This is a genomic window from Brucella grignonensis (genome assembly GCF_002252505.1).
Taxonomy (GTDB): Bacteria; Pseudomonadota; Alphaproteobacteria; order Rhizobiales; family Rhizobiaceae; genus Brucella; species Brucella grignonensis.
In genome coordinates this window covers 1-26,943 of sequence record NZ_NNRL01000150.1, presented here as the reverse complement: position 1 = coordinate 26,943, position 26,943 = coordinate 1, and the positions used below count along the sequence as shown (strand labels likewise).

The following is a 26,943-nucleotide window of genomic DNA, read 5'->3' as shown; positions in this document are numbered from 1 at the left end:
TTTTAAAACCCCGTAAGGAAAACTCCGGGAGCAATGTGAAAGCATGATAAAGCTAAACGGTCTCGGTCACTTTGCTCAAGTTCATAGGCTTATCCGGATCAAGACCGCGGGCGAGCGCAACACGTTCGATCAAGCTGTAATAAGCCGCAAGACCTACGAGCGGATCAATCAAACCATGTCCCGTTGCTGTAATCCCTATCGCTTTATGCTGAGCGCTACTTTTAGCGCCAATTGTGAAGACATCAGCCCCAAGACCGATCAGGCGCTCGACAGCCTGCTTGCTGGAAGAAAATGCTTCGTCTTCATTCAGAAATGCCAGGACGGGAAAGCCGCTATGAACTAAGCGTATAGGACCGTGCATCACTTCAGCCAATGAGAAAGCCTCCGCGTGGATCCCGCAGGTCTCCTTGGCCTTAAGCGCCGCTTCCAACCCAACAGCAAAACCCGGACCCCGTCCAACAATATACATGCCGTCTATCGAGGCGAGCTGTGTAATCAGTTCATCATCAAGTGGCGCAGAAACGGTCGCGGATAACGCCTGTGGCAGTTTTGAAAGGGCCTGCTGCAACGCATCGCTGTCGCTGATCGCGGCAGTGATGGCCGCGAGCGCAGTTGCTCCAGCGATGCAGGATTTTGTTGCAGCTACACTCTGTTCTCTACCTGCATGTAATCCCAACACAATATCTGCCTGCTCTGCCAAGGGGCTGTCAGTTACATTGACGATGGCCACAGTAATAGCACCGCCTGCTTTGGCGGCCTTCTGCAATGCAACAATGTCAGGACTCGCTCCAGACTGCGAAACCGTAAAATGCAATCCGTCCTGAAGTTGCAGGCGGCTATTATAAACGGATGTTATCGAAGGACCGATAGAAGCCACCGGTAAGCCGACACTAATCTCAAACAGATACTTGAAGAATAAAGCAGCATGATCGGATGATCCGCGGGCAGCCGTGGTGATTACACGTGGCCTACGCTCTTCATAGAGACGTTTGATTTCCGCGATTGTTGCGGATTCTTCAGTCAGCAAACGCGAAACAACGGCAGAGGCCTCGATTGTCTCTTTGCGCATAAACGATGTCGTGACCATGAAGGCCCCCTTGCTTGAATAGTTGTGTAATGTGCTGACGGTCTAACCCTGCAGGATGGAAGCTCCGCCTGCGGCCTGTACGGCCAGACTGCCGCTCTTGACGCCTGCGGCGAGACAGTCGGCCGGGCTGCGCCCGTCAATCCACGAGTCGATGAAGCCAGCATTGAAAGCATCACCCGCACCGGTCGTATCGATAACATCTACCTTGTCAGCAGGAATATGCATCTCCGTTGCACTGGCACTCAGCCATGCCCCATCTTCGCCAGCCTTCAAAGCAACGACAGGGAAGTGTTTGGATAGAACATCAATTGCCCTGCGAGGGTCTCGATCCCCGGTGATGGCTTCCGCTTCTTCACTATTTGGCAGGAAGATATCCACGCCCTCGCAGCTTTTCAGAAAGTCCTGGCTGTAGATGAGAGTTTCATCCCAGCTTGGATCCAGTGATACGGTCAGGCCAGCGGCTTTGGCTTTGGCGACCAGATCCGGTATTTCATGCAGTGTCGCATATTCTGCGATGTGCAGGTGTTTCGCATTGTTCCACATCAATGCGTCATCCAGAGTGGATGGCCTCGCGGAACCCGCACGACGGGAAAGAAATGCTCGGTCGTTGCCGATAACACTGGCCACAGTCACTTGCGGCCCAGCCTCAATTGAGGTTTCCAGAAAGCGAAGATCAAGGCCATCGATGGCTAGGTCTGTGGATATGCCTTTTGAGAGACTGTCTGTGCCAAGCCTTGCGACCAATGCCACCGAGCGACCAACATGAGCAAAGTGGGCGGCGGAAATAAAAGCGCCGCCACCGGCTACGATCTTCATGTCGCCTGCGAAAACTTCTCTGCCCGGTTGCGGTAACGCATCAAGGCCAGTGAAAATCAAGTCGCAGTAAATCCGTCCTATGCTCAGGACAGCAGGAGTTTTGAATTGTTTTGACATTATAGGCGACCGAGGCTCTTTTCTGTCTTGGCATCGAACAGATAAAGGCTACCAGCAGGCGCAAATACGCTCAGTGTAGTGCCCGATTTTGGAACGGTTTTACCCGGTGCTGTCGCAATGACTGCAGCGCCTTCAACATCAAGATGGACCAGAGTTTCCGCTCCGAGTGGTTCGACAGCCGTTACAACGCCTTGCAGCGATATCCCGCCGTGCGTGCCGGTTTCACCGACAGTCAGCTCATGCGGGCGAATGCCGATCAGCATATCGCCATCGGCACCAAACTCGACCGTATCGCCCTTGCGGCGACCTTTGAGCAGGTTCATCGACGGGCTGCCGATAAAGCGTGCGGTAAACACATCCACTGGGTGTTCATAAAGCTCTGTTGGTGTGCCGGTTTGCAGAATATTGCCATCACGCATCACCACAATACGGTCTGCCATGGTCATGGCTTCGACCTGATCGTGCGTTACATAAACTGTCGTTGTCTTGAGGCTTTGGTGCAGGCGCTTGATCTCAATGCGCATTTGCGCACGCAATTGCGCGTCAAGATTGGACAATGGCTCATCGAACAAAAACGCTGAAGGGTTGCGGACCATCGCGCGGCCAATCGCAACACGCTGACGCTGCCCACCGGACAATGCCGCAGGGCGTCGATCCAGATAGGGTGTCAGGCCCAATGATGCGCCAACATCTTCAATTCGCTTGGCCTTTTCCGTCTTGGAAAGCTTTGATGTATAAAGACCAAAACCGATATTCTGGCGCACGCTCATATGCGGATAAATTGCATAATTCTGGAACACCATCGCAATATTGCGCTGTTTCGGATCGCGTTCGTTGACAACTTCACCGCCGATTTTCAGCTGCCCGCCTGAAATATCTTCCAGACCCGCAATCATACGCAGGGTTGTCGACTTGCCGCAGCCGGAAGGGCCAACGAAAACAACAAATTCTCCGTCTTCGATCTGCAAATCGATTGCGCGAACTGCTTCGACTTTGCCGTAACGTTTGACAAGTTTTTCGAGTTCAATGGTTGCCATTAACGTGTCTCCGCAAGTGCGCTGAATTTTTCATTAAGTTCTTGATTGGCTTTGGCTTCATAAGCTTCGTGCTCTGCTGCACGTGCATTGAATGCCTCTGCAGCAGCATGGTATCGCGTCAAAGCCTCGCCCATTGGCTTTGGTGCCGGGCCGCCCAAACGGTCGCGCACGGCAACAAAATGCTGCGGCGAAACCAGTTCCTCAAACTTTGTCTGATCAAAAGACGGTTCGCGTCCCGTTGCTGCATGGAATGCTGCAAGGAAAGGTGCAAAGCCGTCTTTCTCAAGTCCGCCACTCTTTGCCACCACAGCGCGCGCGACAGTCGCTGCAATCTCATGCGCCTGACGGAAAGACAGGCCTTCAATACGCACCAGTGAATCCGCAAGTTCTGTAATTGTGATACAGGAGCGGCGGATATTTTCCGCAACCCTAGCCGGATCGATGCGGATCGCTTCAATGAAAGCCGCCAACAGATCAAGCACACGACTGGCGGAGGCAAAAGCCTCATAACCCATCTGCTGTGTTTCACCTTCACTGTCGTTCATGTCGGTGAAAGGCGTGTTATGCATCACATCGAGTACCGTACGGGCACGCCCCATTGTCTGGCTCGAGAGATGGCGCATATGCTCAATTGGCACCGGATTGCGCTTTTGCGGCATGATTGAAGAAATCTGCACAAAGGCATTCGGCACATAAATCTGGCCAACTTCAAAACTCGTCCAGAACTGGAAGTCCTGAATGAGCCGTCCCAGATGAATGAACATCAGTTCCAGCGCGGAATAGGTCGAGGTGACGTAATCCACGGCTGCGATACAGCTATAGGAATTGTTTAAGGGGGCAGCAAAGCCCAACAGCTCCGAGACGCGTTTGCGGTCGATCGGAAAGCCGGAGGTGGTGATGGCTGCTGCCCCCATCGGGGATTGGTCAACAATTTCGCGGGCTGCTTCAAGGCGCTCGATATCCCGGATCAGCACTTCCGTAGCCGCAGCAAGATAATGCCCGAATGTCGTCGGCTGTGCCGGTTGCCCATGGGTATAGGCAACGATCAATGTAGCCTGCTCGCGTTCAACAGCTGCAACCAGCACATCAAGCAGGTGCCGTGACTTTGCCAGCAGCGTATCAATGTGCTTTTTCAAACCGAGCTTGAACAGCGTGTGATCAATATCATTGCGTGAACGCGCAGTATGCAGGCGACCCGCAACATCGGCACCAATACGGGCTTTAAGTTCCTTTTCGATGAGGAAGAAGAAGTCTTCAACCTCACCGGTATAGGTCAGCTCAGCCGGATTGATTTCCTGATCAATGGCTTCCAGAGCGACGGCAATCTGTGCCGCCTGATCGCGATCAAGAATGCCGGTTTCAACCAGCATCACCAGATGGGCGCGGTCGATGCGCCGAAACCCATCCACATGATGCGTCTTGGCACCGTCAAACAGCGGACGCAGCACGGTTTCTTTATAAACCGGATTTGGAAACACGCTGTTGTCGGACAATTTTGGGTCGAGATCAGACATGGTTCAACCTTTAAGACCAGCAAGCATAACACCGCGTACGATGTAGCGCTGAAGCAGCATGAAAACGAGAAGCGTAGGCAATGTGGCGATGGCTGCGCCGGTCATGATCATTTCCCACTGGATCGACTGCTCAACTGCAAAGCTCGATAGACCAACCGGCAGCGTATAAAGCTCTGGGCTGGTTGAAACGATCAGCGGCCAGAAGAAAGCGGTCCAGTTGCCAAGGAAGGTAAAGATCGCCAGCGCTGATAGGGCCGGAGTGACCAATGGCATGGCAATTTTCCACCAGATCTGGAACTCGTTAAGTCCATCTACACGTGCGGCTTCGAGGAAGTCATTTGGCACACCTTCAAAGAACTGTTTCATCAGGAAGGTGCCGAAGGCAGTCATCATGCCTGGGAACATGATGCCCCAATAGCTATCCAGCCAGCCGAGTTTGCTCGACATCAGATACCATGGAATAACCAGCATTTCAGTCGGGATCATCAGGGTTGAAAGGATCGCGAGGAAGATGAAATAACGGCCACGGAACTGGAATTTAGCCAGCGTATAGCCGACCAGACTGTCAAAAAACACGTTCGACAAAGTCACGACGACAGCCACGATCATCGAATTCAAGAACCAACGCAGAAAGCGTCCATCAGCAAGAATGGTGGCATAGTTCTGGAACGTTGGCTCTGCAGGAATAAGCCTGAGATCATAAACCTGACCTGCAGTTTTCAACGAGGTGGAAAACATGAAAGCAAGTGGCGTGATCATGATCAGGCCGCCGATGAACAGCAAAGTCCATGTAATGACGCGACCGGGCTTCAGATTCTGGAAAGGGAGGGATTTGGTTTGTGCGGTCATTTCTTTTCCCTCAGAATCCAGAGCTGTAACAGGGATACGCAAAGCAAAATGATGAAGAGAATGATCGTCTGCGCAGCCGCATAGCCCATTGCATAGGACGAAAACGCTGTTTGATAGATCATCAGTACCAGTGGCTTTGTCGACCCCAGCGGACCGCCCGGATCATTGGTGGTCATATTGTAAACCTGATCGAAGATGCGCAGGAAACCGATCGAGGAAAACACTACCAGAAACACAGTCGTTGGCTTTAGCAACGGGATGGTGATTTTGCGCAGGATTGCCCATTCGCCGAGGCCATCGATGCGCGCGGCCTCATAAAATGTGCCGGGAATTGCGCGCAAACCTGCCATGAAGATGATGATCTGAAAGCCAAGTCCCGCCCAAATCGACGTTGCCATGATGGCATACAGCCCCTGGTCAACCGAGCGCAGAAAGCCCTGTTGTGGCAGGCCCAGCGAACTTAGAATATTATTGATGAAGCCGATTGGTGCCGGCTGATAAAACCAGCGCCATACCCACGCCATTGCTGCTGCGGTTGTCAGATAAGGCAGGAAGTACAAGGCCCGAATGAAGCCGTGCATGAGCCTGACGCGGTCCAGATAGTAAGCGATGACAAAAGCCAGAACCAGACTGATGGGCGTGCCGACCAACAGATAGATGAAAGTGTTTTTGAACACTTTCCAGAATTCAGGATCGGCAAAAAGCTTTTGATAGTTGGCTATGCCGATAAATTCCGGCGGGCTCATCAGATCCCAGTTGGTGAAAGACAACCAGAATGCTTCAATCGTCGGATAAAAGCGGATGACGCTATAGAAAAGGATAGGCAGGGCCAGAAAGCTCCACACCCAAATCAATCTTCTGGTTTTCATCGACAGGCGATCTGTCAGTCGCGAACCGAAAGGTCTGCGCGCTGTATGATCGGGTTCAGCCGTCATTGTCATAATAAAAATCCTTCGGCCAGCCGGTGCGTTGCAAGGCAGCCACGGTCGGAAGCGGCAAGCTCCCAAAACAGAGCCGTATTGTTCAAAGCAGCACGAAAGCTGCTGAAAATCGGAAGTGGGCGGTCTGCGAGAACCGCCCAACCGAACGCAGTTTTACTTCGCAGTGTCCAGAATGGCCTGTTCAGCCTTGGCAGCTTCATCAAGGGATTCCTTGACTGGCTGGTTCTGCAGGATCACGCGGTTAGACATGTCAACGATGATCTGGCGCTGCTTTAGCTCATCGGTGAACATGGTTGTATGGGCATATTCCAGACCTTTCAGGAATGGCCCATAAACCGGATCAGCCAGGTTGGTTTCCGTCAAAGCCGCCGAGCGACGTGCAGGTAGTTCGCCCACACCCTTCAGCCAGATTTCCATTGCTTCAGGTGAAGTGATGTAGTTGAGGAACTTCGAGGCTGCCTCGAGCTTTTCGCCCTTTGCCGATGCGCTGATGCCGTTGGCGAAATAGCTTGCATAGTTTGAACGCACGCCTTCAGCATTGGCTGGCAGCTCTGTCACGCCCCATTCAAAGTCCTTGATGGTTTTGAAAGCTGCCAGACGGAACGTTCCATCTACAGTCATTGCCGCTTTGCCGGAGCGGAATGCTGCATGGCCTTCATCCATGAACTTCACTTCGCCGACCTTATATTTGGTCTGCAAATCGGTGTAGAACTGCAATGCCTTTTCACCGGCAGCGTCGTTATAGGCAACCTTGCGATAGTCATCGCTGTATGGTTTGCCGCCGAACTGGCGAACCAGCACTTCGCGCCACCAATGCAGATCCTGACCCGGCATGTCGAGTGTAATGCCTTCGCTCAACAGATTGCCGGAAGCATCGCGCTTGGTGGCTTTCTGGGCATAAGCGAGCAGTTCGTTGAGGTCTTTCGGCGGGTTCTTAGGATCAAGACCAGCTTCTTCGAAAAGCTTCTTGTTGTAGAACAGTGCCAGCGAGCGCACGGCCGTCGGCAAGCCATAATATTCATCGCCGCGCTTCATTGCACTGACGATCGGGAAGAATTCACTTTCGATCTTGTCGTGCGGAAATGCGTCCTGCGGCAGTGGCTGCAAAATACCACCGGCAGCAAATTTATCGAGCCAGCCATAGAACAGCTGCATGACGTCCGGGCTTTTGCCCGCCATCTTCGCCGCAATAACGCGGGTCTGATAGTCGTCATAAGGGAACGTAACCTGTTTTACCTTGATGTCAGGATTGGCTTTTTCGAAATTCTCGATCAGTTTGTCCATCGTCTTGACGCGCGATTCAAAGACATACTGCCAATATTCGATTTCAACGGCTTGTGCAGCGTTGACTGCGATAGAGCTCAGACCGGCCACAAGACCCGCAAGTAGCAATTTACCCATTTGCATTAGACCTCCCCGTTGCTCAGCCCCTCTGGTGCCCGAGCAAGGTATGTGCAGGTCAATGACCTGCCGGTTCCACCATTGCTGCACTTTTCGTGCAGCATCCTCACCATCAGCACGTTCGGCTCAGCGCCGTTCCAATGCCGACAGGGCAATTGTTTGCCCCTGTATTAGGCTTCAATTTTGTGACCCATTTGTCAATAAGATAATTTAGTTGAATTAATATATTGCTGTTAAAAGTCACGTGCGCTATCTAATTTGAGGCATCTGGGAGAGGGCATGAAATCGAAGGCGGCGAACTCACCAACCATGGCGCATCCAGACACGCAACCGATCACTTTGGGTAAAAATCCTGAACGAATCCGGGATCATAACCGACGTGTTGTGTTGGATGTCGTTCGTCGTCACGGTCCCGTGGGTCGTATGCATATTGCTCGTTTGACCCATCTGACGGCGCAGGCCATCGCCAATATCGTCGACGAGCTGGTTGCTGAAAATCTTCTGATGCAGCTTGGAAGATTGAAGACTGGTCGGGGTCAGCCGCCGATCCAATTTGCTGTTAATCCTTCTGGTGCGATGACGATTGGAATCGAAATGGGTTCGACCCATATCGTGACGACGGTTCTCGATCTTTCTGGCACTCCGCGCAGGCAGCAGGTGCATCTGGTAAGCGACACGCGGCCAGAGGCGCTTTGCGCCCAGCTTCGTATCGAGATCGACAAGATCAAGTCTGAGTTTGATGCGCGTCTCCTTGGGGTGGGGGTTGTGATGCCCGGTCCGTTTGGCATTGAGGGCATGACTTCTGTTGGTCCGACGACGCTACCGGGTTGGGCTGGTATTGATGCAGCCGCTGTTCTCAGTGCTGCATTTGGTGAGCCTGTTATCGTTGAAAATGATGCGAATGCCGCAGCCGTTGGTGAACGCTTGTTCGGTGCGGGGCGTGCGATTTCAAACTTTGCGATGATCTATTTTGGTGCCGGCATCGGACTTGGTATGATTCAGGATGGTTCACCATTCCGAGGCGCATTCGGCAATGCGGGTGAAATCGGACATATCTCAATTGTTCCAGGAGGACGGCTCTGCTCTTGTGGTCAGCATGGCTGTTTGGAAACCTATTCATCTGTGCATGTTCTCAAAGAAAAATTAGCCAATGCGGGGCTTTTCGATGTCAGCATCGATAAGCTGGAGGAGCTGTTGCGCGACAAAAATCCGGTGATTTTGGATTGGGTAGCCGATGCTGCAAAACATCTCGCGCAAATGATTGCAATTGTCGAAAACATACTCGATCCTGAGACGGTTGTTCTCGGAGGAATGCTGCCAAATCCTGTCATCGACGCGCTGATTTCGCATATGGATGAGCTGCCGATATCAGTTGCAAACAGAAGCGCACGCACGCTTCCCCGCGTGCTTCGTGGGCAGACAGGTCAGTTTACGGCAGCGCTCGGGGCGGCTTCGTTGCCCATGTTTGAGGTGATGACTCCCAAACTCGATACGAGTCTATAGAGTCTGTTGCGATCTGATTGAATTCGATCGGCGCTTTCCCCTTCATCGGAAGCATCATTCAGATCGGTTGCTTGTCAGTTTTCCGGTTCTGAGACGAGCCCGAATCCACGCGAAAATTCATAGAATTAGCCCTTAATTCCAGAGACTTGTCCGCGATGGCGGCGGGGGAATTCCGCTGCTCTGTCGAGTGTGCACTGTTGTCTTATAAATTTCTTTTTGACAAATGACGTATGTTAATCAACAAATGTCAAATTCCTATATTGACATATGCGAGGCAATTGGTGATTTTTGCCCTGCGTGGTCAGGGAGGATGACGTGCAGACGCTATCGAAGAATATGTCACCTTTTACAGCAGTTTTTCTGACATCAAGCGGCGCGAACATGATGAATGGTGCGCCCTTTTGATTAATGGTGGTAACACAATTCTTTAAAGAAGCGGACAATCTGACGATTGGTTGGAGCCTTAGGCCTGACTTTACAATATATACCGCGGGAACTCATTTCTCGCCTTCGATAGGTGCAAAATGCAAAGATTTATCAATAACCCGGATGAAGTGGTCGAAGACACCGTCAAGGGCTTTGTCAAAGCTCACAAAGATCTGGTGCGGCTGTCGACGGAAAATTCCCGCGTGGTTGTAGCGAAAGACGCACCTGTCGATGGGAAAGTTGGCGTTATCACCGGCGGAGGCTCGGGCCACGAGCCGGCCTTCATTGGCTATACCGGTAAGAACCTGCTGGATGCTGTTGCCGTTGGCGAGCTTTTCTCTTCGCCGACCGCAAAGAGCTTTTACGATGCAGCGCGTGAAGCAAACGGCGGCAAGGGTGTCGTTTGTCTCTATGGCAATTATGCCGGCGACAACATGAACGTCAGAATGGCGATCAAACTTGCTGCCAAGGCCGGAATTGAAGTTTTGACCGTCGTTGCCAATGACGATGTCTGCTCTGCTCCTGCTAGCGAGCGCGAAAAGCGTCGCGGCGTTGCTGGCGAAATCTTCATGTGGAAGGTTGGCGGTGCAAAAGCTGCTTCGGGTGCAAGCCTTCAGGAAGTACAGGCAACGGCACAGAAGGCCATCGACAATTGCCGTTCTATCGGCGTTGGCCTTGGTCCGTGCACGCTGCCAGCTGTCGGCCATCCGAACTTTCAGATCGAGCCGGGTACGATGGAAGTCGGTATCGGCCATCATGGCGAGCCGGGCGTCCGCGTCGAGCCGCTGAAGCGTGCCGATGAAGTTGCCAAGGATATGACCAAGATTGTTCTTGACGATCATAACCTTCCAGAAGGCACTGAGGTGGCCGTTCTGGTGTCTGGTCTCGGTGCAACGCCGCTCAACGAATTATACATTCTCAATGATACCATTGAGCAGGAAATTACTGCTCGCGGCCTTACGATTTACCGCACCTATGTCGGCAACTATTTTACCTCACTTGAAATGGTTGGCGCGACGCTGACGATCATGGCGCTTGATGATGAACTCAAGACGTTGCTGGATGTTGAAGCCCGCTGCACGACAGTTTTGTAAGTAAGAAAGAGACGTATCATGCAAACTTTCAAGAATGCGGGATCGGGTGAGATTGTTCTTTCGCTTGCAGACCAGATTATCGAAAATAAAGCCTACTTGAGCGAAATCGACGGCAAGATCGGCGATGGCGACCATGGTGTGAATATGGCCAAGGGCTTCGGCCTTGCTGCTGAACGCCTGAGAGGCAAAGATATATCGCTTGCTGAAGGTCTTGATACGCTCGGAACGGTTCTGCTGACCGAAATCGGTGGCTCGATGGGGCCGCTTTATGGCGTGATGTTCAACGAGTTTGCAGAGAAGCTGGAAGGTGTTGAGAATATCGACGCGGCCACGTTCAGCGCGATGCTTCATGCGGGCCTTGAAGGTATCCAGTCGATCGGCTCCGCAAAGCTCGGCGACAAGACGCTCCTCGACACGCTGATCCCGGCGATCAATGCTTTTGATGAAGCAAATGGCAAAGGCCAGTCCTTTTCTGAAAGCCTAGATGCTTTGTCGGCTGCCGCTGAAGCAGGCCGCGACTCTACACTCAATCTCGTCGCTAAGATTGGCCGGGCAAGTCGTCTTGGCGAGCGCTCGCTGGGCGTACTTGACGCAGGTGCAACGTCCTGTGCGCTGATTCTGACGGACCTTTCGACACAGGCAAAGAGCCGTTTGCAGTAAGCTCTTTGCTTTAGGTTGGAATTTGGCGACTGAAAACTGTGTGGGTCAACACGTTCAGACGTCAAATTCGTTTCATCATGTTGCAATTGGGTTCGACTGCTTTCATGTTTGCGAGTGGAACAGAGGCAACAGAAAAATCGCATGACGCTCAAACCCAACACATCGCGCAAGGTCGGCAAGCCCAAGGCCAATACCAGCGAAAATTCGTTTGTGATTCCCATGCGTTATGGTGATGACCCCTATGTGTGGGCTTGCTGGCTTTATTATGAAGACGGTCTGACACAAGGCGAGATTGCCGATGTCATGGGCATCTCGCGTGCAACCGTAAACAGCTATCTGGCTGAAGCGCGTGAAAAGGGTATCGTCAATATTTCCATTGAGGGTGGGCGGCTTGAATCGCTGTCTATTGCTCAGGAGCTGAAGCGCCATTTTGGCCTCAATGACTGCCTTATCATTCCCCACGACGACAATGCCCGGCCGCTGATTGATCGGCTGGGTGGAGCTGGCGCCCATGCGCTTAACAAAATCCTGAAATCAGGTGATACACTTGCGGTCGCCTGGGGGCGTACTGTGCTTTCGGTCGGTGAGCAGACCGACATCGGTGCTTTGCAGGATATGACGGTTGTGCAAGCGACGGGCGGAACGACTGCATCATTTCCTTATACACCGGAACGTTGTGCAACCGTGCTTGCAGAAGCCGTATCGGCACGCTGCGTCAACATCATGGCGCCCGCGATGGTTCGTTCCCAGCAGACGCGTGATGTTCTGCTCGACGAGCCCTTGCTGCAGGAACAATTCGCGACACTTGAGAATGCCAATCGTATTCTGTTTGGTGTCTCGTCGCTTCGCTCCAATTCCACCATTCACACGAGCGGCTTTTTTGAGTCTGTCTCCTTGCAGCAATATCTTGCAGCTGGTGCGGTCGGTGTCGTGGCTGGTCGCTTTATTGATGAGCGTGGGAAGCCGGTTGCAGGGCCACTTGATGAGCGCACCATAGGCATCTCGCTCGACAAACTGCGCCATATCCATACGCGTATTGCGGTTGCAGGTGGCTTCGACAAAGTACCAGCGCTCCTTGCAGCGCTCCGTGGTGGTTTCATCAATGTGCTTGTGACCGATGCTGCGACCGGGCTTGGCATTTTGCGTGCTGATGGCGTTATCGACCTTGATGCGCGCCTTTCGCAACGCCCGAAGGCCAATCAGGTGCCAGCGGCCTTCCGCGTGCGAGTGAAGAAACTTCTCAACAACCCCAACGAGGTGGTTGAGGAAATGCTCGACGGTGTCGTCCGCGCCCACGGCAAATTTCTGCAGCCGATCAGTGGCTCAAATCGTGCGCTGGTCGCGCGGGATGGCCCGCGTCCCGGCAAGGTCGGCCTGGTGATTGGCGGAGGGGCTGGGCATGAGCCGTGTTTCCTTGGCTATGTCGGCAAGGGACTGGCAGACGCGGTTGCTGTGGGCAACGTCTTCTCATCTCCTCCACCAGATCCGATTGTTCAATGCGCGCTTGCAGCCTCCAAGGGAGAGGGCGTGCTCTTCGTTTACGGCAATTATGCTGGCGACGTCATGAACTTCGAGATGGCTGCCGAGATGGCCGAAGAAAAGGGCGTCAGGATCAAAACCGTTTTGACCACCGATGATATCGCCTCCTCGCCGATCGATGACAAGGATGGGCGGCGTGGTGTGGCAGGCAATTTCTTCGTCTTCAAAGTGGCGGGTGCCGCTTGCGATAAGGGACTGCCGCTCGATGCCTGTGAGATCGTTACACGCAAGGCCAATGCGCGAACTTACACCATAGGTGTGGCGCTGGAGCCGGGTTCCCTGCCGCAAACTGGTCGGCATAATTTCGAGATTGGTCCCGAAGACATGGAAATCGGTGTCGGTATTCACGGCGAGCCGGGCGTCTCACGTGACCGCATTCGTCAGGCCGATGAAATCGTTGACGGCATCATGGACAGAATTTTCAATGAAATGAAGGCGGTCTCTGGTGATCGCGTGGCGGTACTGGTCAATTCGTTTGGAGCGACGCCGCTGATGGAACTCTACGTTCTCTATCGGCGTGTGGCACAGCGACTGGAAGCGAAGAATATCCATATCGAAGCCAACTGGATCGGGCATTACTGCACGTCTCTGGATATGGTTGGGGCATCGATATCTGTCATGCACCTTGATCAGGAGCTCACGGATCTCTTACTGCATCCCTGTGAAACGGCGAGCCTCAAAATCAGCTGAAGGCTCTGTTTGAGTTTCATCGTTTCACTCTGCCTGAAAGTAAATTAGCATACGCCTTATGATGAGCGACGCGCGTTGCAGTTGTAAGGTTTGAGGAGAAAATCCATGTCGGAAACTGCGGCTCGTCGTCTTGCCCATATGTTTGATGCTGTTTCTGCGGCCGTGGAAGCTGATCGTGATCGGCTGTCCGAACTTGATGGCGCAATCGGCGACGGCGACCATGGAACGACAATGGCACTGGGCTTTCAGACAGTGCGGAGCGAATTATCGAAACTTAATCTCGATGAAGCCGATATTTCGGCGGTTCTCAATACGGCAGCAACCGCTTTCATCAATGCGGTTGGTGCGTCGACGGGTCCGCTTTATGCCACGGGTTTTCGTCGTGCAGCGCAGGCAACAGCAGGGTGCGATGATCTCGACCTTGCCACTTCTGCGGCCATTCTTGACGCTATCGGGGTGGGCATCCGCGAGCGTGGTCACGGCCAACGTGGTGACAAGACGATGCTTGATGCATGGCTGCCTGCCGCTGAAGCTGCTCAAGCGGCAGTGGCTGAAAATAGAAGTTCTGCTGAATTCTGGGACAAGGTTGTTTCAGCTGCCACGGCTGGCGCCAACACGACCCGCTCTATGATTGCAACCAAGGGGCGTGCCGCGCGCCTTCGTGAACGTTCGCTTGGTCACATGGATCCGGGCGCAGCATCCGCGGTCATCATTTTGCAGGCAATGGCGACAGCAGCGAAGAACTGGTAACCGTTATCTGATAGCCCAGCATTATCGGTATTTATTCGCTGTATGCTTCGATAAAAATCTGTCGAGTTCTCGTTGCTGTGGTGCTTTGCCGGTGAAGGCTTCCACATAATGTGGAATGCGGGCGAGACGCACCTCTGTTTCTTCCTGTGTCCGCATGGAAATATAGCCGATCTGCACGAGATAGATCGTGCGAGCGCGGACATCTGCGATAGCTTTATCAAATCCGAAACGCTCAAACATGCGGGCCAGACCTTCCAGCCGCGAGACATCGGCTGCGCGCACTTCCTCTTCGACCTGTACGGATTGAAGGGCCCAGCTTCGAATGGCGAATTCGAAGGCTGGATCAAATAGATCGCGATTTAACCAGCAGTCGAAGACATTCAAAACAGCTTCTTCAATGGTTTCTGCATAGGCGTGCGTCTGCCGCAAAAGGGCACCCGTGTTCTTGTCACGCCAGCTTGTGATGAGGGTGTCCAGCAACTCTTCACGGTCTTTGAAGAACCAGTAAAAACTGGTGCGTGAAATATCGAGAGCCTTTGCAAGCGGTAGAATACGAACGGCATCCACGCCCTTTTCAATCAGCGCGTCATAGGCTGCCTGAAGCCATAAATCCGGCGAACCGCGCCAGCCCGTATCACTTGTTGTGGCTTGTTCCATTGTTGAATTTTTACCAGACCGCATTGATTTGGCAAGAGCAATGTACATCTATGATTATTAAATTGACACTGATGTACATTTATACTTAGCTCATAAAAAATCATAAATTGGGAACTCTCGATATGTCAGTCGATCCGCTGCTGCAGCCGCTTCAGATCAAGCATCTGACGCTTCGCAATCGCATCATGCTTACCTCTCATGAACCGGCCTATGCCGAAGATGGTATGCCGAAGGAGCGTTATCGCGCCTATCATGTGGAGCGCGCCAAAGCTGGCATTGCTTTAACGATGACAGCGGGTTCTGCAGCCGTTTCAAGGGATAGCCCACCGGCGTTTAACAACGTGCTTGCTTATAAGGATGAGGTTGTGCCGTGGCTGCGCGATCTTGCTGACGAGTGTCATGAGCATGGCGCAGCGGTCATGATCCAGCTCACCCATCTTGGTCGTCGCACGCGTTGGGATAAAGGGGATTGGCTGCCTTCGCTCTCCTCTACGGGTAAGCACGAGCCAGCGCATCGTGCCTATCCCAAGAAGGCAGAGGAATGGGACATTGAGCGCATTATCGGCAATTATGCCGATGCCGCAGAACGGATGAAGGCGGCAGGTCTGGATGGATTGGAACTCGAAGCCTATGGCCATTTGCTGGATCAGTTCTGGTCGCCACGGACCAATGAACTGGAAGGCGATTATGGCGACTCGCTCGACAATCGTATGCGCTTTTCGTTGCAGGTATTGGGTGCCATGCGCGAACGTGTCGGCCCCGATTTTCTGATCGGTATTCGCTATGTTGCCGATGAAGTGCTGGAAGGTGGACTGACGAAATCCGATGGTCTTGAGATCTCGCGCAAGTTGAAGGAGAGCGGTCTCGTCGATTTTCTCAACGTCATTCGCGGGCATATCGAAACCGATGCCGGATTGACGGATGTTATTCCTATTCAGGGTATGCCCAGTGCACCGCATCTTGATTTTGCTGGCGAAATTCGCGCGAGCACAGGCATGGCAACCTTTCATGCGGCGAAGATTCAGGATGTAGCAACAGCGCGTCACGCAATTGCATCCGGCAAGCTCGATATGGTGGGGATGACGCGGGCGCATATGACCGATCCGCATATCGTGCGCAAGATCATCGAAAAGCGGGAAGAGGAAATTCGCCCCTGTGTAGGCGCTAATTACTGTCTTGATCGTATCTATCAGGGTGGTTCAGCCTATTGCATTCATAATCCCTCGACGGGACGTGAACTGACCATGCCGCATGTGGTGCAGAAAGCAGATCAAAGCCGACATATCGTCGTTGTTGGTGCTGGGCCAGCGGGTTTGGAAGTGGCTCGCGTGAGTGCGGAGCGTGGTCACAGGGTTACGGTATTTGAGGCTGCAAACCATCCCGGCGGACAGGTACGTTTAACAGCCCAAAGCCCGCGTCGCCGTGAAATGATGGGCATTATCGACTGGCGCATGGCACAATGCGAAAAACTTGGCGTCGAGTTCCACTTCAATACATGGGCGGAAGCCGATGTCGTGCTTGGCGAGGCGCCCGATGTGGCAGTTATCGCCACAGGTGGCATGCCTGATGTGCAAATCCTGCGCGAAGGTAACGAGTTAGCCGTTTCAACCTGGGACATAATCTCAGGTGATGTGCGACCGGGCGCAAATGTGCTGGTTTTCGATGAAGCTGGTGATCATGCCGGATTACAAGCGGCAGAGTTCGTCGCGACGTCCGGTGGGAAAGTAGAGATCATGACTGCTGATCGCACCTTTGCGCCGGAGGTGATGGGCATGAATCTCGTGCCCTATATGCGCAGCCTGCAAAAGAAGGATGTGACTTTCACGGTGGGCTATCGTCTGCACGCAATTCACCGCGAGAATAACCGGCTGATGGCGCAGATTGGCAGTGATTACGGTGGTGTCGGTATTGAGCGCGAGTTTGACCAGATCATCGTCAATGATGGCACACGACCGATGGATGATCTGTATTTTGAGCTTAAACCTCTTTCCCGAAATATGGGTGCCGTCGACTATGATGCGCTTATAGATGGAAGGCCCCAAAAACTGGTTGGAAACGAGGAAAGTGTCTTTGAGCTCTACCGGATTGGTGACGCGGTTTCTGCGCGCAACACACATGCTGCCATCTATGACGGATTGCGGCTTGGCAAGGCGCTATAGCCTGATGTTGGGCTGTATTACTTCAGGTTATGACTGCGGAGATATTTTTTGCATTTGTAATCTGTTGGGTCGGAACTATCGTGATGAACCAAGGGAACGCTGACGGCAAAAAATATAAACAGCCGTTAGAACGATAAATACTTCAGCACCCGCTGCAGGAAATTGAAATCTGCACGTCGCGGAATGATGGAACAATCGTGATAAACGATCAAAATGGGGAGTTTTCTTGTTGAACGCAATGCGGCCGACACTGGTGTCTGACAAGGCGAATGCAACCGCGCTCGCACCAAAACTCATCCGCCTGGAAGGGCTTAGCAAGCATTTCGGCGCACATCGCGTTCTCGAAAATATCGATCTGGATGTCGCGCAGGGCGAGGTTCTTGCAATCATCGGACCCAGTGGTTCAGGCAAAAGTACGCTGCTGCGTTGTATCAATTATCTGGAGCAGCCCGATGGCGGTCTGATTACGGTGGGCAAGCTGAAACTTGATGCCACCCAACAGCCGCGCAAGGCCGAGCTGAAAGAACTGCGCAACACGGTTGGCATGGTATTTCAGTCCTTTAATTTATTTCCGCATATGAGCGTTCTACGCAATGTCAGCTTGCCGCAGGAGCGCGTTTTGGGACGCAGCCGTGCTGAGGCTGAGCAAAGGGCGCTTCAACTCCTGGAGCGCGTAGGTCTTGCCGATAAAGCAACGCAATATCCGGGGCGTTGTTCTGGCGGCCAGCAACAGCGTATCGCGATTGCGCGCTCGTTGGCGCTTGATCCGCAAGTGATGCTGTTCGATGAGCCGACTTCCGCACTTGATCCTGAATTGGGCCTCGAAGTTTTGACCGTAATGCGTGAATTGGCTGAAAGCGGCATGACCATGCTGGTTGTCACGCATGAAATGGGCTTTGCCGAAAATGTTTCGGACACTGTCATGATCATGGCTGATGGCAAGATTATCGAAAAAGGCGCGTCGAAGGAAATCATGCGCAATCCGCAAGAGGAGCGTACGAAGCGGTTTCTTCGTGCGGTGCATGACCGATGACAGCAGACAATGTTCTTCTCATTCTGAGTGGCTTGCCATGGACACTTGCTTTGACGCTGGGTTCGTTTGGCATTGGCTGTATTCTCGGCGTGCCATTACTGGCTGCACGCAGTGCCCGTTTCGCACCCATGCGCTGGATCGCGGCTTTCCTCATTCAAATCGTGCGTGCACTGCCACCTATTCTTTGGCTTTTCATCATCTTCTTCGGCATCGGTATGGGTATCATGCCCATCAATCCGTTTGTCGCGGCATTGATCGGTCTCGGCCTGATTGCATCAGCCAATATGGCTGAGATTTACCGTGGTGCGCTGGCGTCACTCCATCATGGTCAGTGGGAGGCGGCAACGGCTCTCAATCTGGGAACCAGATATGCATTGATCGACGTTGTTGCTCCGCAGGCATTTCGGGTCGCACTGCCTTCGGCTGCGAGCTATCTGATCGGGCTCATGAAGGAAACGGCTGTCGCATCGACCATCGGCGTTGCTGATCTGGCATTTCGCGGCAATCAGGTATCGCAGCTTACCTTCAAGGGCATTGAAGTTTTTGCGCTGGTTGGTCTGTTCTACATTTTCCTGAGCCTGCCAGTTGCGTGGTTATCGCGTTCTGCGGACAGCTATTTGAGAGCAAAGGTGGCACGCTGATGTTTCCCACCCTGGATGAATTTTACGAATGGATGCCTGCGCTTCTTGGCGGGCTTAAAATCAGTCTGCAAGTAGCGGCTCTAAGCCTCGCGATCGGTGTTCCGCTTGGACTTGCTCTGGCGCTCGGTGTGGGTGCCAAGTCCCGTGCAGTACGCTATGTAAGCCTGTTTCTGGTCGAGATTGGCCGCGGTGCACCGGCTCTGGTTCTTCTGCAGTTCATGTATTTCGGTCTGCCCTCGACGGGGCTGACAATGACGTCCTTTGCGGCGGCAGTCGTTGCACTTGCCTGGAATACTGGCGCCTATACGAGCGAAATCATCCGCGCCAGTCTGCAATCAATCCATCACGGTCAGCGGGAAGCGGCTGAAGCGATGGGTTTCAGTACGCTTGATGAATTACGTTTCGTTTTGTTGCCACAGGCCTTGCGGGTAGCGCTGCCAGCATTGTTGGGTTTTGCCATCCTGATTTTTCAGGGCACCTCACTCTGTTTCACCATCGCGCTGCCGGAACTCGTCAGCAATGCCTATGAAATCGGGGCTAACACCTTCCGCTATATGCCCGCGTTGATGCTGGCAGGGCTGCTCTATGCCACGATCTGCGTTCCGGCGGCGTGGATCGTATCTTACGTGGAGAAGCGGTCATCCGCTTATGCCGCGCGATAATTCACAATAACAAAGGGGAGTTGCACATGAATAACGGGATCATTCGCAAAAGTATTATCGGTGTCGCCATTTTAATCGGGCTGTCGACAACAGCTCTGGCGCAGGACTGCAAGCCGAAGCATGAGTTCAAAACCATTACACCGGGAACATTGACGATTGCCGTCACCACCTATGCGCCGCATTCATTCATGGATGAAAGTGGCAAAATGAGCGGGCTCGATGGCGACATCGCGACAGAATTTGCCAAACGCGAATGTCTGACACTGAAGCCTGTTGCAGTCGATCCGGCGGCAGCGATTCAGTATGTTCTGTCTGGTCAGGCCGATATTACCACCGGTGACTGGTATCGCACAGCCGAGCGCGCCAAGGTGATGAACCTATCCTATCCACTTTATAAGGATCAGATGGGGCTTTATTCCAAGGATGGCATCAAGACCGTCGAGGAACTGGTTGGCAAGAATGTAGGCACTGTTCAGGGTTATCTCTGGGTGACAGATGCCAAGAAACTGCTCGGTGCCAATCTTCGTCTTTATCCGAATTCGGTGAACATGCATCAGGATCTCGCATCCGGCCGTATTGATGTTGGTATCGACGGATATTCGACTGGGGCCTATGCAGCCAAGAATGGTACCTTGAAGGACATCAAGGTTGAGATTGCGCAGCCTGATGATCGCATTCGCGCCACCAAGGAAGCAGCACAGGCCAGTCTGCCTTATGCCAAAAGTGCAACGGATTTTGGTGCTGCACTCGATGCGAATATTGAGGAAATGCACAAGGACGGCACGATTTCTAAAATCCTGAAATCTTATGGTCTCGACGATGCCATGGGCAATACGGGTGTGCCGAAGCTCATCGAATAATCAATAACATCAACTTCAACCACAATTCATATCGGAGACTGCAACGATGACTGTTTACGCGGTCAGCCGGAACAGCCAGTCGTGGTATGGGGAACAGGTCGGCATTCTCATTCTGGATGCCGCCTACCCTTGCGTGCCCGGCAATGTCGGCAATGCGACTACATATAAATATCCAGTGCGTTATCAGGAAGTGCGGGGCGCTTCCATTGATCGTCTGTTGAACAAACGCGATCCGGCGTTACGCGAGGCTTTCGTGGAATCGGCTCTGGAACTTCAAGGGCGCGGGGTGAAAGCCATAACGGGTGCTTGTGGCTTCATGGCATATTTTCAGGAAGAGGTTGCGGAAGCGGTCGACATTCCGGTCTTTTTGTCGAGTTTGATGCAGATACCGTTTATGCATGCAGTGGCGCGCGGCTCGGTGGGCGTTATCACTGCCAATGCAGAGCGCCTGACGCCGCGCCATTTTGCTGCAAGCGGTATTCCGAATACGATCCCTGTTGTGTTGGCAGGAATGGAAGATCAGATTGAGTTTCGCGAAGCGATCCTTGAGGAAAAAGGAACGCTTGATTCAGCCGCTATCGAACGCGAAGTTTGCGAAGTTGCCCAAAAGCTGGTTCGCGATAATCCGGAAGTGCGCTCGATCTTGCTCGAATGCAGCGATCTGCCACCCTATGCCCATGCCGTGCAGAAGGTGACGGGGAGGCCGGTTTTCGATTTCATCTCAATGATCAATTATGTCCAGCAGACTGTTGCCTGTCGCCCTTATCAAGGCTTCATGTAATCCGCTTGATAATGAGGAGTTTCCCGATGTCGCTTGATCACTATTTCCTCCTTGGCCGATCCGGTCTGCGTGTCAGTCGCCTAGCGCTTGGCGCGATGACGTTTGGCAATGGGGGCGTCAGAGGGATCGGCGGTTCGTGGGGCACAGATGAAGACAATGCCCGCACCATCTTCAATCGTTATCTGGAGGTGGGCGGCAATTTCATCGATACGGCGGACTCCTATGGCGCAGGTCTCAGTGAAACGCTGGTTGGAAAGTTCGTCGCGGAGACTGCAAGTCGTGATCGGGTAGTGATCGCGACCAAATATTCGAACAATCTGCAGCCCGGCAATGCCAGTGCGGGCGGCAATGGCCGTAAGAACATGATGCGTGCTGTCGAGCAGTCGCTGAAACGTCTGAAGACGGATTACATCGATCTTTATATGGTACACACATGGGACGGCATGACCCCTGTTGAAGAAGTGATGCGGGGGTTCGATGATCTGATACGCGCTGGTAAAATCCGCTACTGCGGCCTGTCCGATGTGCCATCTTGGTACGCGGCGCGGGCACAAACATGGGCGGAAGCTCACGCACTGTCGCAACCGATCAGCCTGCAGCTGCCATATTCGCTGGTCGAACGCAGCATCGAACAGGAATTTGTGCCACTTGGGCAAAACTTCGGAATGGGTATCACTGCCTGGAGCCCGTTGGCCATGGGGCTTTTGTCTGGCAAATACCGCGCGGGCGGTGAGGGGCGGCTCAATCGCGATAATGCTGAGGGATTGGGACTCTTCACGGAGCGCAACATGCGCATCGTGGCAGCACTTTCTGAAGTGTCCGACGCTGTGGGCAAATCAATGGCGCAGATCGCACTTAACTGGGTCGTTACTCAGCCGGGTATTGGCGCCGCCATCATCGGCGCAAGCAAGCTTACCCAGCTGGATGATAATCTCGGTGCGCTTGCGTTTACGATCCCCGATGAACTGCGCATGAAGTTGGATGAGGCAAGCGCCATACAACCGACTTATCCATACTCGCTTTTTGTCCCGGACTATCAGGCGGGCATCCTCAATACGGGCGTTGCAGTTGGCGATAAGCCACACGGTTATATGCCTCCGAAATTCGTGCCCAAGGTTGGTGACTACGCTTTCGGCAAATCCACCAAAGAATAGTGAAATTTCAGAAAGAACAATCATGAATGACATGCCAGTCAAGGTGCAGCCCGTGGCCAGCATCGATCCAACACTTTTTGTTCTGACGCTGGATTGTGACGATAAGCCCGGTATCGTGGCGGCAATCACCACAGAACTTGCGGCCATTGGCGGCAACATCGTGGAAAGCAATCAGTTTCGCGATAAACTCACCAATCGCTTTTTCATGCGCATCGCTTTCAGTGCTCCGCTCGGCATGTCGCGTGAAGCCATAGAACATGCATTAAAACCGGCTGGCGAACGGTTCGGTATGAAATTCACGGTCGCTGACGCAAATCGAAAACCAAAGATCATGCTTATGGTGTCGAAGTTCGATCATGCCATGTTGCATCTTCTCTATCAGATCCGGGTTGGCTGGCTGAACGCCGAAATTGTCGCCGTGGTGTCTAACCACGAAGATAGCCGCGAGACTGCCGAGAGCGCTCAAATTCCATATCATTATTGGGTCGTGAATAAAGATAACAAGGTTGAGCAAGAGGCGCTGTTGCTTGATCTTGTGCGCGAAACTCAGGCTGATCTGGTTGTGCTCGCCCGCTATATGCAGGTGCTTTCAGACAACCTTTCAAACCGTTTGTTCGGTAAAATCATCAATATTCATCACTCGTTCCTGCCATCTTTCAAGGGCGCCAAGCCGTATCATCAGGCATTCGAAAGGGGCGTGAAACTGATCGGTGCGACCGCGCATTATGTAACGCCAGACCTTGATGAAGGTCCGATTATCGAACAGGAAACCGAGCGCGTGACGCATTCCATGAGTGCTGAGGATTTTGTGGCGACAGGTCGCGATATCGAGAGCCGGGTTCTGGCGCGCGCGGTAAAGATGCATGCAGAAAACCGTGTTATGCTGAATGGGCATAAAACCGTTGTTTTTGCGCAATAGATGCGGTTCTGGAATGTGCTTTAAATGCCGAATTCGGCATCTGCACCTTGTTCCAGCAACCAGTCGCGAAACAGCTCAGCACCCCGTTTTGGTGGGCGCTGGGCTGGCATGACGAGATGGATAATGTCACCTGATCGGTTGTAAATATCGATTGCAGGAACGAGGCGACCCGCCGCAATGTGGTCGCGCACAAGATGCTTCCAGCCAAGTGCGATCCCCTGTCCAAAGACCGCAGCTTCAATCGAACTAAGTGCGTCGGTGAAGACAAAGTCCTGTTCTATGCGCGGGTTTGGCACGCCGCTGCGTTCCAGCCATTCGCGCCAGCCAAGCCGGGACCGATGCCGTTCCTCAAAATGCAATAATGTATGGTTGAGAAGATCCTGCGGGGATTTGATTGTCCCATGTTCTTCCAGATAGGACGGGCTGCAAACCAGCCATACTTCTTCGGTCACAAACGGCCATGAATGAATGCCGGGCCATTTGCCGTTTCCGAGCCGGGCCGAAACATCAATGTCTTCTTCCAGCATATCCTGATCGTCGCGGCTGCTTTCTTCGATGCGAAGGGCGACATCGGGATGCTTTTCCTTGAAGCCTTTCAGGCGGGGCAACAGCCAAAGCTGCACAAAAGACGATGAAAACGACACGCGAATAATGTCGCGTGAGTGCTTTTTGCGCATGGATGAAATGACCATGTGCAGGTGATCGAATGCTTCCTGCGTTTCGCGATAAAGCCTTTGCCCTTCAGCCGTTAACTCCAGACGACTGCGATCCCGCCTGAAAAGCTTCAGGCCGGTCGCTTCCTCCAACAATTTGATCGTCTTGCTCACCGCGGGCTGGCTGACGTTTAGTTCCTCCGCGGCTGCCGTAAAGCTCAGGCGGCGAGCGGCCGCCTCAAACACGAAAAGATAGTTGGCAGAGGGGATCAGCGAGCGGAGTCTATGCATAATCTGAAGTTATACCTAAGCGGATTTTTTATCAAGCTCACAGCGTTGAGAACCCTCTGTAATGTAATGCCAAATGGGACCGTCCGGTTGCTTCGTCCGATCGCCGGTCGTCCCCACAAAATATGACATGGAAGGGAACTTGGAATGCAGACTCATGCACGCGCGGTGGTCATCGGGGGAGGGTGCGTTGGCGCCTCAATTCTGTATGGTCTGGCAAAAAGAGGTTGGTCAGACGTTGTTCTGTTGGAACGTACCCAGCTTACCGCTGGTTCGACATGGCATGCCGCGGGCCTGATCCCTTCTTACGCGCGCAACATCAATATCGGGCGCATGATCAACAAATCTATCGAGATTTATGAAGGGCTGGAAGCAGAGACTGGACAACATGTTGGCTGGCACAAATGCGGGCAGCTTCGCATTGCCAATACGCGTGATCGTCTCGACGAATATAAGAGCTATATGAGTGTCGCCGAGGTGCAGGGCATCCGGGCAGAACTTGTTTCTCCGGCCCGTGCGCGTGAGTTATGGCCTCTGCTTGAAAACAATCCTGATATGCTTGGCGCGCTCTATCATCCTGATGATGGCCATATAGCACCGGCTGACGTAACCATGGCGCTTGCCAAGGGTGCACGCGACAATGGTGCCAAGATTTACCTCAACACGCAGGTAAATGGCTTCGAGCGTCTGCCGAGCGGCGAGTGGAAGGTGAAAACCAATAATGGTGACATCATCTGCGAGCACATTATTTCGGCCACCGGTAACTATGCTCGTCAGACCGGCGCGATGCTTGGGCTTGATATTCCCGCAATTCCGATTGTCCACCAGTACTGGATCACCGATGCCGTACCGGAAGTGATTGAACGCAAGCGTCAGGGCTTGCCGGAAATGCCGATCCTGCGCGATGAAGGTTTTGAAGGTTATTTGCGCGAAGAAGGCGATGGCCTGATGTTCGGACCTTATGAAAAGACCGAACATCTGAAGTTGTTTGCTGAAAACGGTGTGCCTGAGTGGTTCGGTGCCGATCTTCTGGAAGAGGATTTTGACTCGGTTTCGTGGAATTGGGAACGGGCGATGGAACTGGTGCCGACGCTTGGTCGGGTTGGCATCAAGGCCAATGTGCGCGGACCATTCCAGATGACAGCCGACGAGTTGCCGCTGGTCGGTCCTGCGTGGGGGCTCGATAATGTCTGGCTCGCGGAGGGGGTTCCAGGCGGCATTCTGTGGGGCGGCGCAATTGGCTATTATCTCTCTGAGCGCATCGTCGAAGGGTGCAACAGTATCGACACGAGCGAACTCGATCCGCGCCGCTTCGGTGATTATGCCAACAAGAACTGGACCCGCGAAAAGGTGCGAGAAGCATGGGGCACTCATGCGGACCAGCACTATCCGGGTCAGGATATGCCTGCAGCACGCCCCCAGAAAACAGCGCCGTCTTATGATCGTTTGACGGAGTTAGGTGCCGTTTGGGGCTGCCTCAATGGCTGGGAAATGCCGAACTGGTTTGCACCAAAGGGTGTGGAAGCCAAAGATCAGTACAGCTGGCGTTGGACTGAAAAGGGCAAATATGTTGGCGAGGAAGTCGAAGCCGTGCGCAATGCGGTCGGCCTTGTCGAAATGACGCCGATGACCAAGTTTGAAGTCAGTGGTCCGGGTGCGGAAGCGTGGCTTGATGGTATTCTTGCCAATCGATTGCCGAAAGTGGGGCGTGTTAATCTCGCGCATCATCTGACGAAAACGGGTGGAGTGCAGGCCGAATATGTCGTTGCCCGCATGGACGATGACAGCTTCTATATGATTTCGACACCGCGTGCCGAACGCTGGAATTTCGATGATCTGTCAAAGCTTCTGCCCAGGGACGGTAGCGTGAGCTTGCGCAATGTTACCAATGATCGTGGCTGTTTCACCATCGTCGGTCCGAAAGCGCGCGAGGTTCTGCAGTCGCTGACAGAGATTGATCTGTCCAACGAGGCATTTCCATGGTTTGGCATCAAGTCGGGAACGGTCGGGCTTGCCAGTGACGTGCGTCTGCTGCGCGTTAATTACGAAGGCGAACTTGGTTGGGAACTCTATCATCCACTCGCCTATCAGCGGCATTTGCTGGAAGCATTGCTCAATGCAGGCAAAGAACATGGCTTGCGCCTCATCGGTCTGCATGCACTGGAGTCGCTGCGCCTCGATAAATCCTATCGTGCGATGTATCGTGACATGAATCCTGAGCTAAGCGCTTGGGAAAGCGGTCTTGAACGCTTTATCCGTCTCGACAAGGGCGACTTTATTGGTAGGCAGGCCCTGGTCGCAGAAAAGGAACGCGGTATAAAACAACGTTCCGTTACACTCGCTGTTGAAACCGATGGTGCCAGCACGCTGACTTGCGAGGGCGTGTATCATGACGGTAAGCTCGTCGGCCGCGTTACATCGGGCAGTTATTCCTACACTTTCAAACATGATATCGCGCTGGCGCTGCTGCCTGTTGAGTTGGGTGTGCCGGGAACGGAGCTTGAAATCTCGGTTTTGGGAGAAATGCGCAAGGCGCGCGTGATTGAAGAGTCACCTTACGATCCAGAAGCCAGGCGTGCCCGCGTTTAACATGCAGATGACGCAAAACAGCGTTTCTATTTGAATGAAAGGTTAGCCTCATGAAGGCAGTTGTCGCAGTAAAGCGGGTTGTAGATTACAACGTAAAGATCCGTGTTAAGGGAGATGGTTCGG

The 26,943-nt window shown here is 53.1% G+C and carries 23 protein-coding genes; 14 read left to right on the top strand and 9 right to left on the bottom strand.

What is annotated here, in order from left to right:
* Positions 1 to 52 precede the first annotated feature (52 nt).
* From CEV33_RS04650 to CEV33_RS04620, 7 genes are all read right to left on the bottom strand, one after another.
* Positions 53 to 1,087 (bottom strand): SIS domain-containing protein, encoded by a 1,035-nt coding sequence (locus CEV33_RS04650; RefSeq protein WP_094539296.1) that lies wholly within the window; start codon positions 1,085 to 1,087, stop codon positions 53 to 55.
* A gap of 42 nt (positions 1,088 to 1,129) precedes the next feature.
* On the bottom strand, positions 1,130 to 2,020 hold the full coding sequence (locus tag CEV33_RS04645) for a carbohydrate kinase family protein (RefSeq protein ID WP_094539294.1): 891 nt from the start codon (positions 2,018 to 2,020) through the stop codon (positions 1,130 to 1,132).
* Positions 2,020 to 3,057 (bottom strand): ABC transporter ATP-binding protein, encoded by a 1,038-nt coding sequence (locus CEV33_RS04640; protein ID WP_094539292.1) that lies wholly within the window; start codon positions 3,055 to 3,057, stop codon positions 2,020 to 2,022. Before CEV33_RS04640 ends, CEV33_RS04645 begins: the two co-directional genes overlap by 1 nt.
* On the bottom strand, positions 3,057 to 4,571 hold the full coding sequence (gene argH, locus CEV33_RS04635; protein ID WP_094539291.1) for an argininosuccinate lyase: 1,515 nt from the start codon (positions 4,569 to 4,571) through the stop codon (positions 3,057 to 3,059). The genes CEV33_RS04640 and argH overlap by 1 nt, the downstream gene beginning before the upstream one ends.
* Positions 4,572 to 4,574: 3 nt before the next feature.
* Positions 4,575 to 5,420 carry a carbohydrate ABC transporter permease gene (locus CEV33_RS04630; RefSeq protein ID WP_094539289.1) on the bottom strand — a complete coding sequence of 282 codons (846 nt, stop codon included), beginning with the start codon at positions 5,418 to 5,420 and terminating at the stop codon, positions 4,575 to 4,577.
* On the bottom strand, positions 5,417 to 6,361 hold the full coding sequence (locus CEV33_RS04625; RefSeq protein ID WP_374819003.1) for a carbohydrate ABC transporter permease: 945 nt from the start codon (positions 6,359 to 6,361) through the stop codon (positions 5,417 to 5,419). The genes CEV33_RS04630 and CEV33_RS04625 overlap by 4 nt, the downstream gene beginning before the upstream one ends.
* A gap of 153 nt (positions 6,362 to 6,514) precedes the next feature.
* Complete coding sequence (locus CEV33_RS04620; RefSeq protein WP_094539287.1) at positions 6,515 to 7,762, bottom strand: extracellular solute-binding protein; 1,248 nt, start codon at positions 7,760 to 7,762, stop codon at positions 6,515 to 6,517.
* A gap of 279 nt (positions 7,763 to 8,041) precedes the next feature.
* On the opposite strand from CEV33_RS04620, the gene CEV33_RS04615 reads away from it, so the two are divergent.
* From CEV33_RS04615 to dhaL (CEV33_RS04595), 5 genes are all read left to right on the top strand, one after another.
* Positions 8,042 to 9,265 (top strand): ROK family protein, encoded by a 1,224-nt coding sequence (locus tag CEV33_RS04615; RefSeq protein WP_094539285.1) that lies wholly within the window; start codon positions 8,042 to 8,044, stop codon positions 9,263 to 9,265.
* Positions 9,266 to 9,789: 524 nt separating this feature from the next.
* On the top strand, positions 9,790 to 10,785 hold the full coding sequence (locus CEV33_RS04610) for a dihydroxyacetone kinase subunit DhaK (protein ID WP_094539283.1): 996 nt from the start codon (positions 9,790 to 9,792) through the stop codon (positions 10,783 to 10,785).
* 18 nt (positions 10,786 to 10,803) lie between these two features.
* Entirely contained in the window at positions 10,804 to 11,445 is a 642-nt protein-coding gene (gene dhaL, locus CEV33_RS04605) for a dihydroxyacetone kinase subunit DhaL (protein ID WP_094539281.1), read from the top strand.
* 141 nt (positions 11,446 to 11,586) lie between these two features.
* Positions 11,587 to 13,674 (top strand): bifunctional sugar-binding transcriptional regulator/dihydroxyacetone kinase subunit DhaK, encoded by a 2,088-nt coding sequence (locus CEV33_RS04600; protein ID WP_094539279.1) that lies wholly within the window; start codon positions 11,587 to 11,589, stop codon positions 13,672 to 13,674.
* A 105-nt stretch (positions 13,675 to 13,779) separates the two neighbouring features.
* Positions 13,780 to 14,424 carry a dihydroxyacetone kinase subunit DhaL gene (gene dhaL / locus CEV33_RS04595; protein ID WP_094539277.1) on the top strand — a complete coding sequence of 215 codons (645 nt, stop codon included), beginning with the start codon at positions 13,780 to 13,782 and terminating at the stop codon, positions 14,422 to 14,424.
* A 21-nt stretch (positions 14,425 to 14,445) separates the two neighbouring features.
* Here the strand turns inward: dhaL (CEV33_RS04595) and CEV33_RS04590 are convergent, their stop codons facing one another.
* On the bottom strand, positions 14,446 to 15,081 hold the full coding sequence (locus tag CEV33_RS04590; RefSeq protein ID WP_094539276.1) for a TetR/AcrR family transcriptional regulator: 636 nt from the start codon (positions 15,079 to 15,081) through the stop codon (positions 14,446 to 14,448).
* 122 nt (positions 15,082 to 15,203) lie between these two features.
* Between CEV33_RS04590 and CEV33_RS04585 the strand changes: the two genes are divergently transcribed.
* The 8 genes from CEV33_RS04585 (at position 15,204) to purU (ending at position 23,290) form a co-directional block, all read left to right on the top strand.
* Entirely contained in the window at positions 15,204 to 17,240 is a 2,037-nt protein-coding gene (locus tag CEV33_RS04585; protein WP_094539274.1) for an NADH:flavin oxidoreductase, read from the top strand.
* Positions 17,241 to 17,478: 238 nt separating this feature from the next.
* Positions 17,479 to 18,273, top strand: coding sequence for an amino acid ABC transporter ATP-binding protein (locus tag CEV33_RS04580; RefSeq protein WP_094539272.1), 795 nt, complete (start codon positions 17,479 to 17,481; stop codon positions 18,271 to 18,273).
* Positions 18,270 to 18,914 (top strand): amino acid ABC transporter permease, encoded by a 645-nt coding sequence (locus CEV33_RS04575; protein WP_094539270.1) that lies wholly within the window; start codon positions 18,270 to 18,272, stop codon positions 18,912 to 18,914. Before CEV33_RS04580 ends, CEV33_RS04575 begins: the two co-directional genes overlap by 4 nt.
* Entirely contained in the window at positions 18,914 to 19,576 is a 663-nt protein-coding gene (locus CEV33_RS04570; protein WP_094539268.1) for an amino acid ABC transporter permease, read from the top strand. The genes CEV33_RS04575 and CEV33_RS04570 overlap by 1 nt, the downstream gene beginning before the upstream one ends.
* 26 nt (positions 19,577 to 19,602) lie before the next feature.
* Entirely contained in the window at positions 19,603 to 20,436 is an 834-nt protein-coding gene (locus CEV33_RS04565) for a substrate-binding periplasmic protein (RefSeq protein WP_094539266.1), read from the top strand.
* Between the two features lie 46 nt (positions 20,437 to 20,482).
* Positions 20,483 to 21,217 (top strand): aspartate/glutamate racemase family protein, encoded by a 735-nt coding sequence (locus CEV33_RS04560; protein ID WP_094539265.1) that lies wholly within the window; start codon positions 20,483 to 20,485, stop codon positions 21,215 to 21,217.
* 26 nt (positions 21,218 to 21,243) lie between these two features.
* Entirely contained in the window at positions 21,244 to 22,371 is a 1,128-nt protein-coding gene (locus CEV33_RS04555) for an aldo/keto reductase (protein ID WP_094539264.1), read from the top strand.
* Positions 22,372 to 22,393: 22 nt separating this feature from the next.
* A complete protein-coding gene (gene purU / locus CEV33_RS04550) occupies positions 22,394 to 23,290 on the top strand; it encodes a formyltetrahydrofolate deformylase (protein ID WP_094539263.1) in 897 nt (298 codons plus the stop codon).
* Positions 23,291 to 23,310: 20 nt separating this feature from the next.
* Here the strand turns inward: purU and CEV33_RS04545 are convergent, their stop codons facing one another.
* Positions 23,311 to 24,234 carry a LysR substrate-binding domain-containing protein gene (locus CEV33_RS04545; RefSeq protein WP_094539262.1) on the bottom strand — a complete coding sequence of 308 codons (924 nt, stop codon included), beginning with the start codon at positions 24,232 to 24,234 and terminating at the stop codon, positions 23,311 to 23,313.
* Between the two features lie 144 nt (positions 24,235 to 24,378).
* Here CEV33_RS04545 and CEV33_RS04540 point away from each other — a divergent pair, with 144 nt between their 5' ends.
* Positions 24,379 to 26,820, top strand: a complete 2,442-nt coding sequence (locus CEV33_RS04540; protein WP_094539261.1) for a GcvT family protein — start codon at positions 24,379 to 24,381, stop codon at positions 26,818 to 26,820.
* The last annotated feature ends 123 nt before the right edge of the window (positions 26,821 to 26,943 follow it).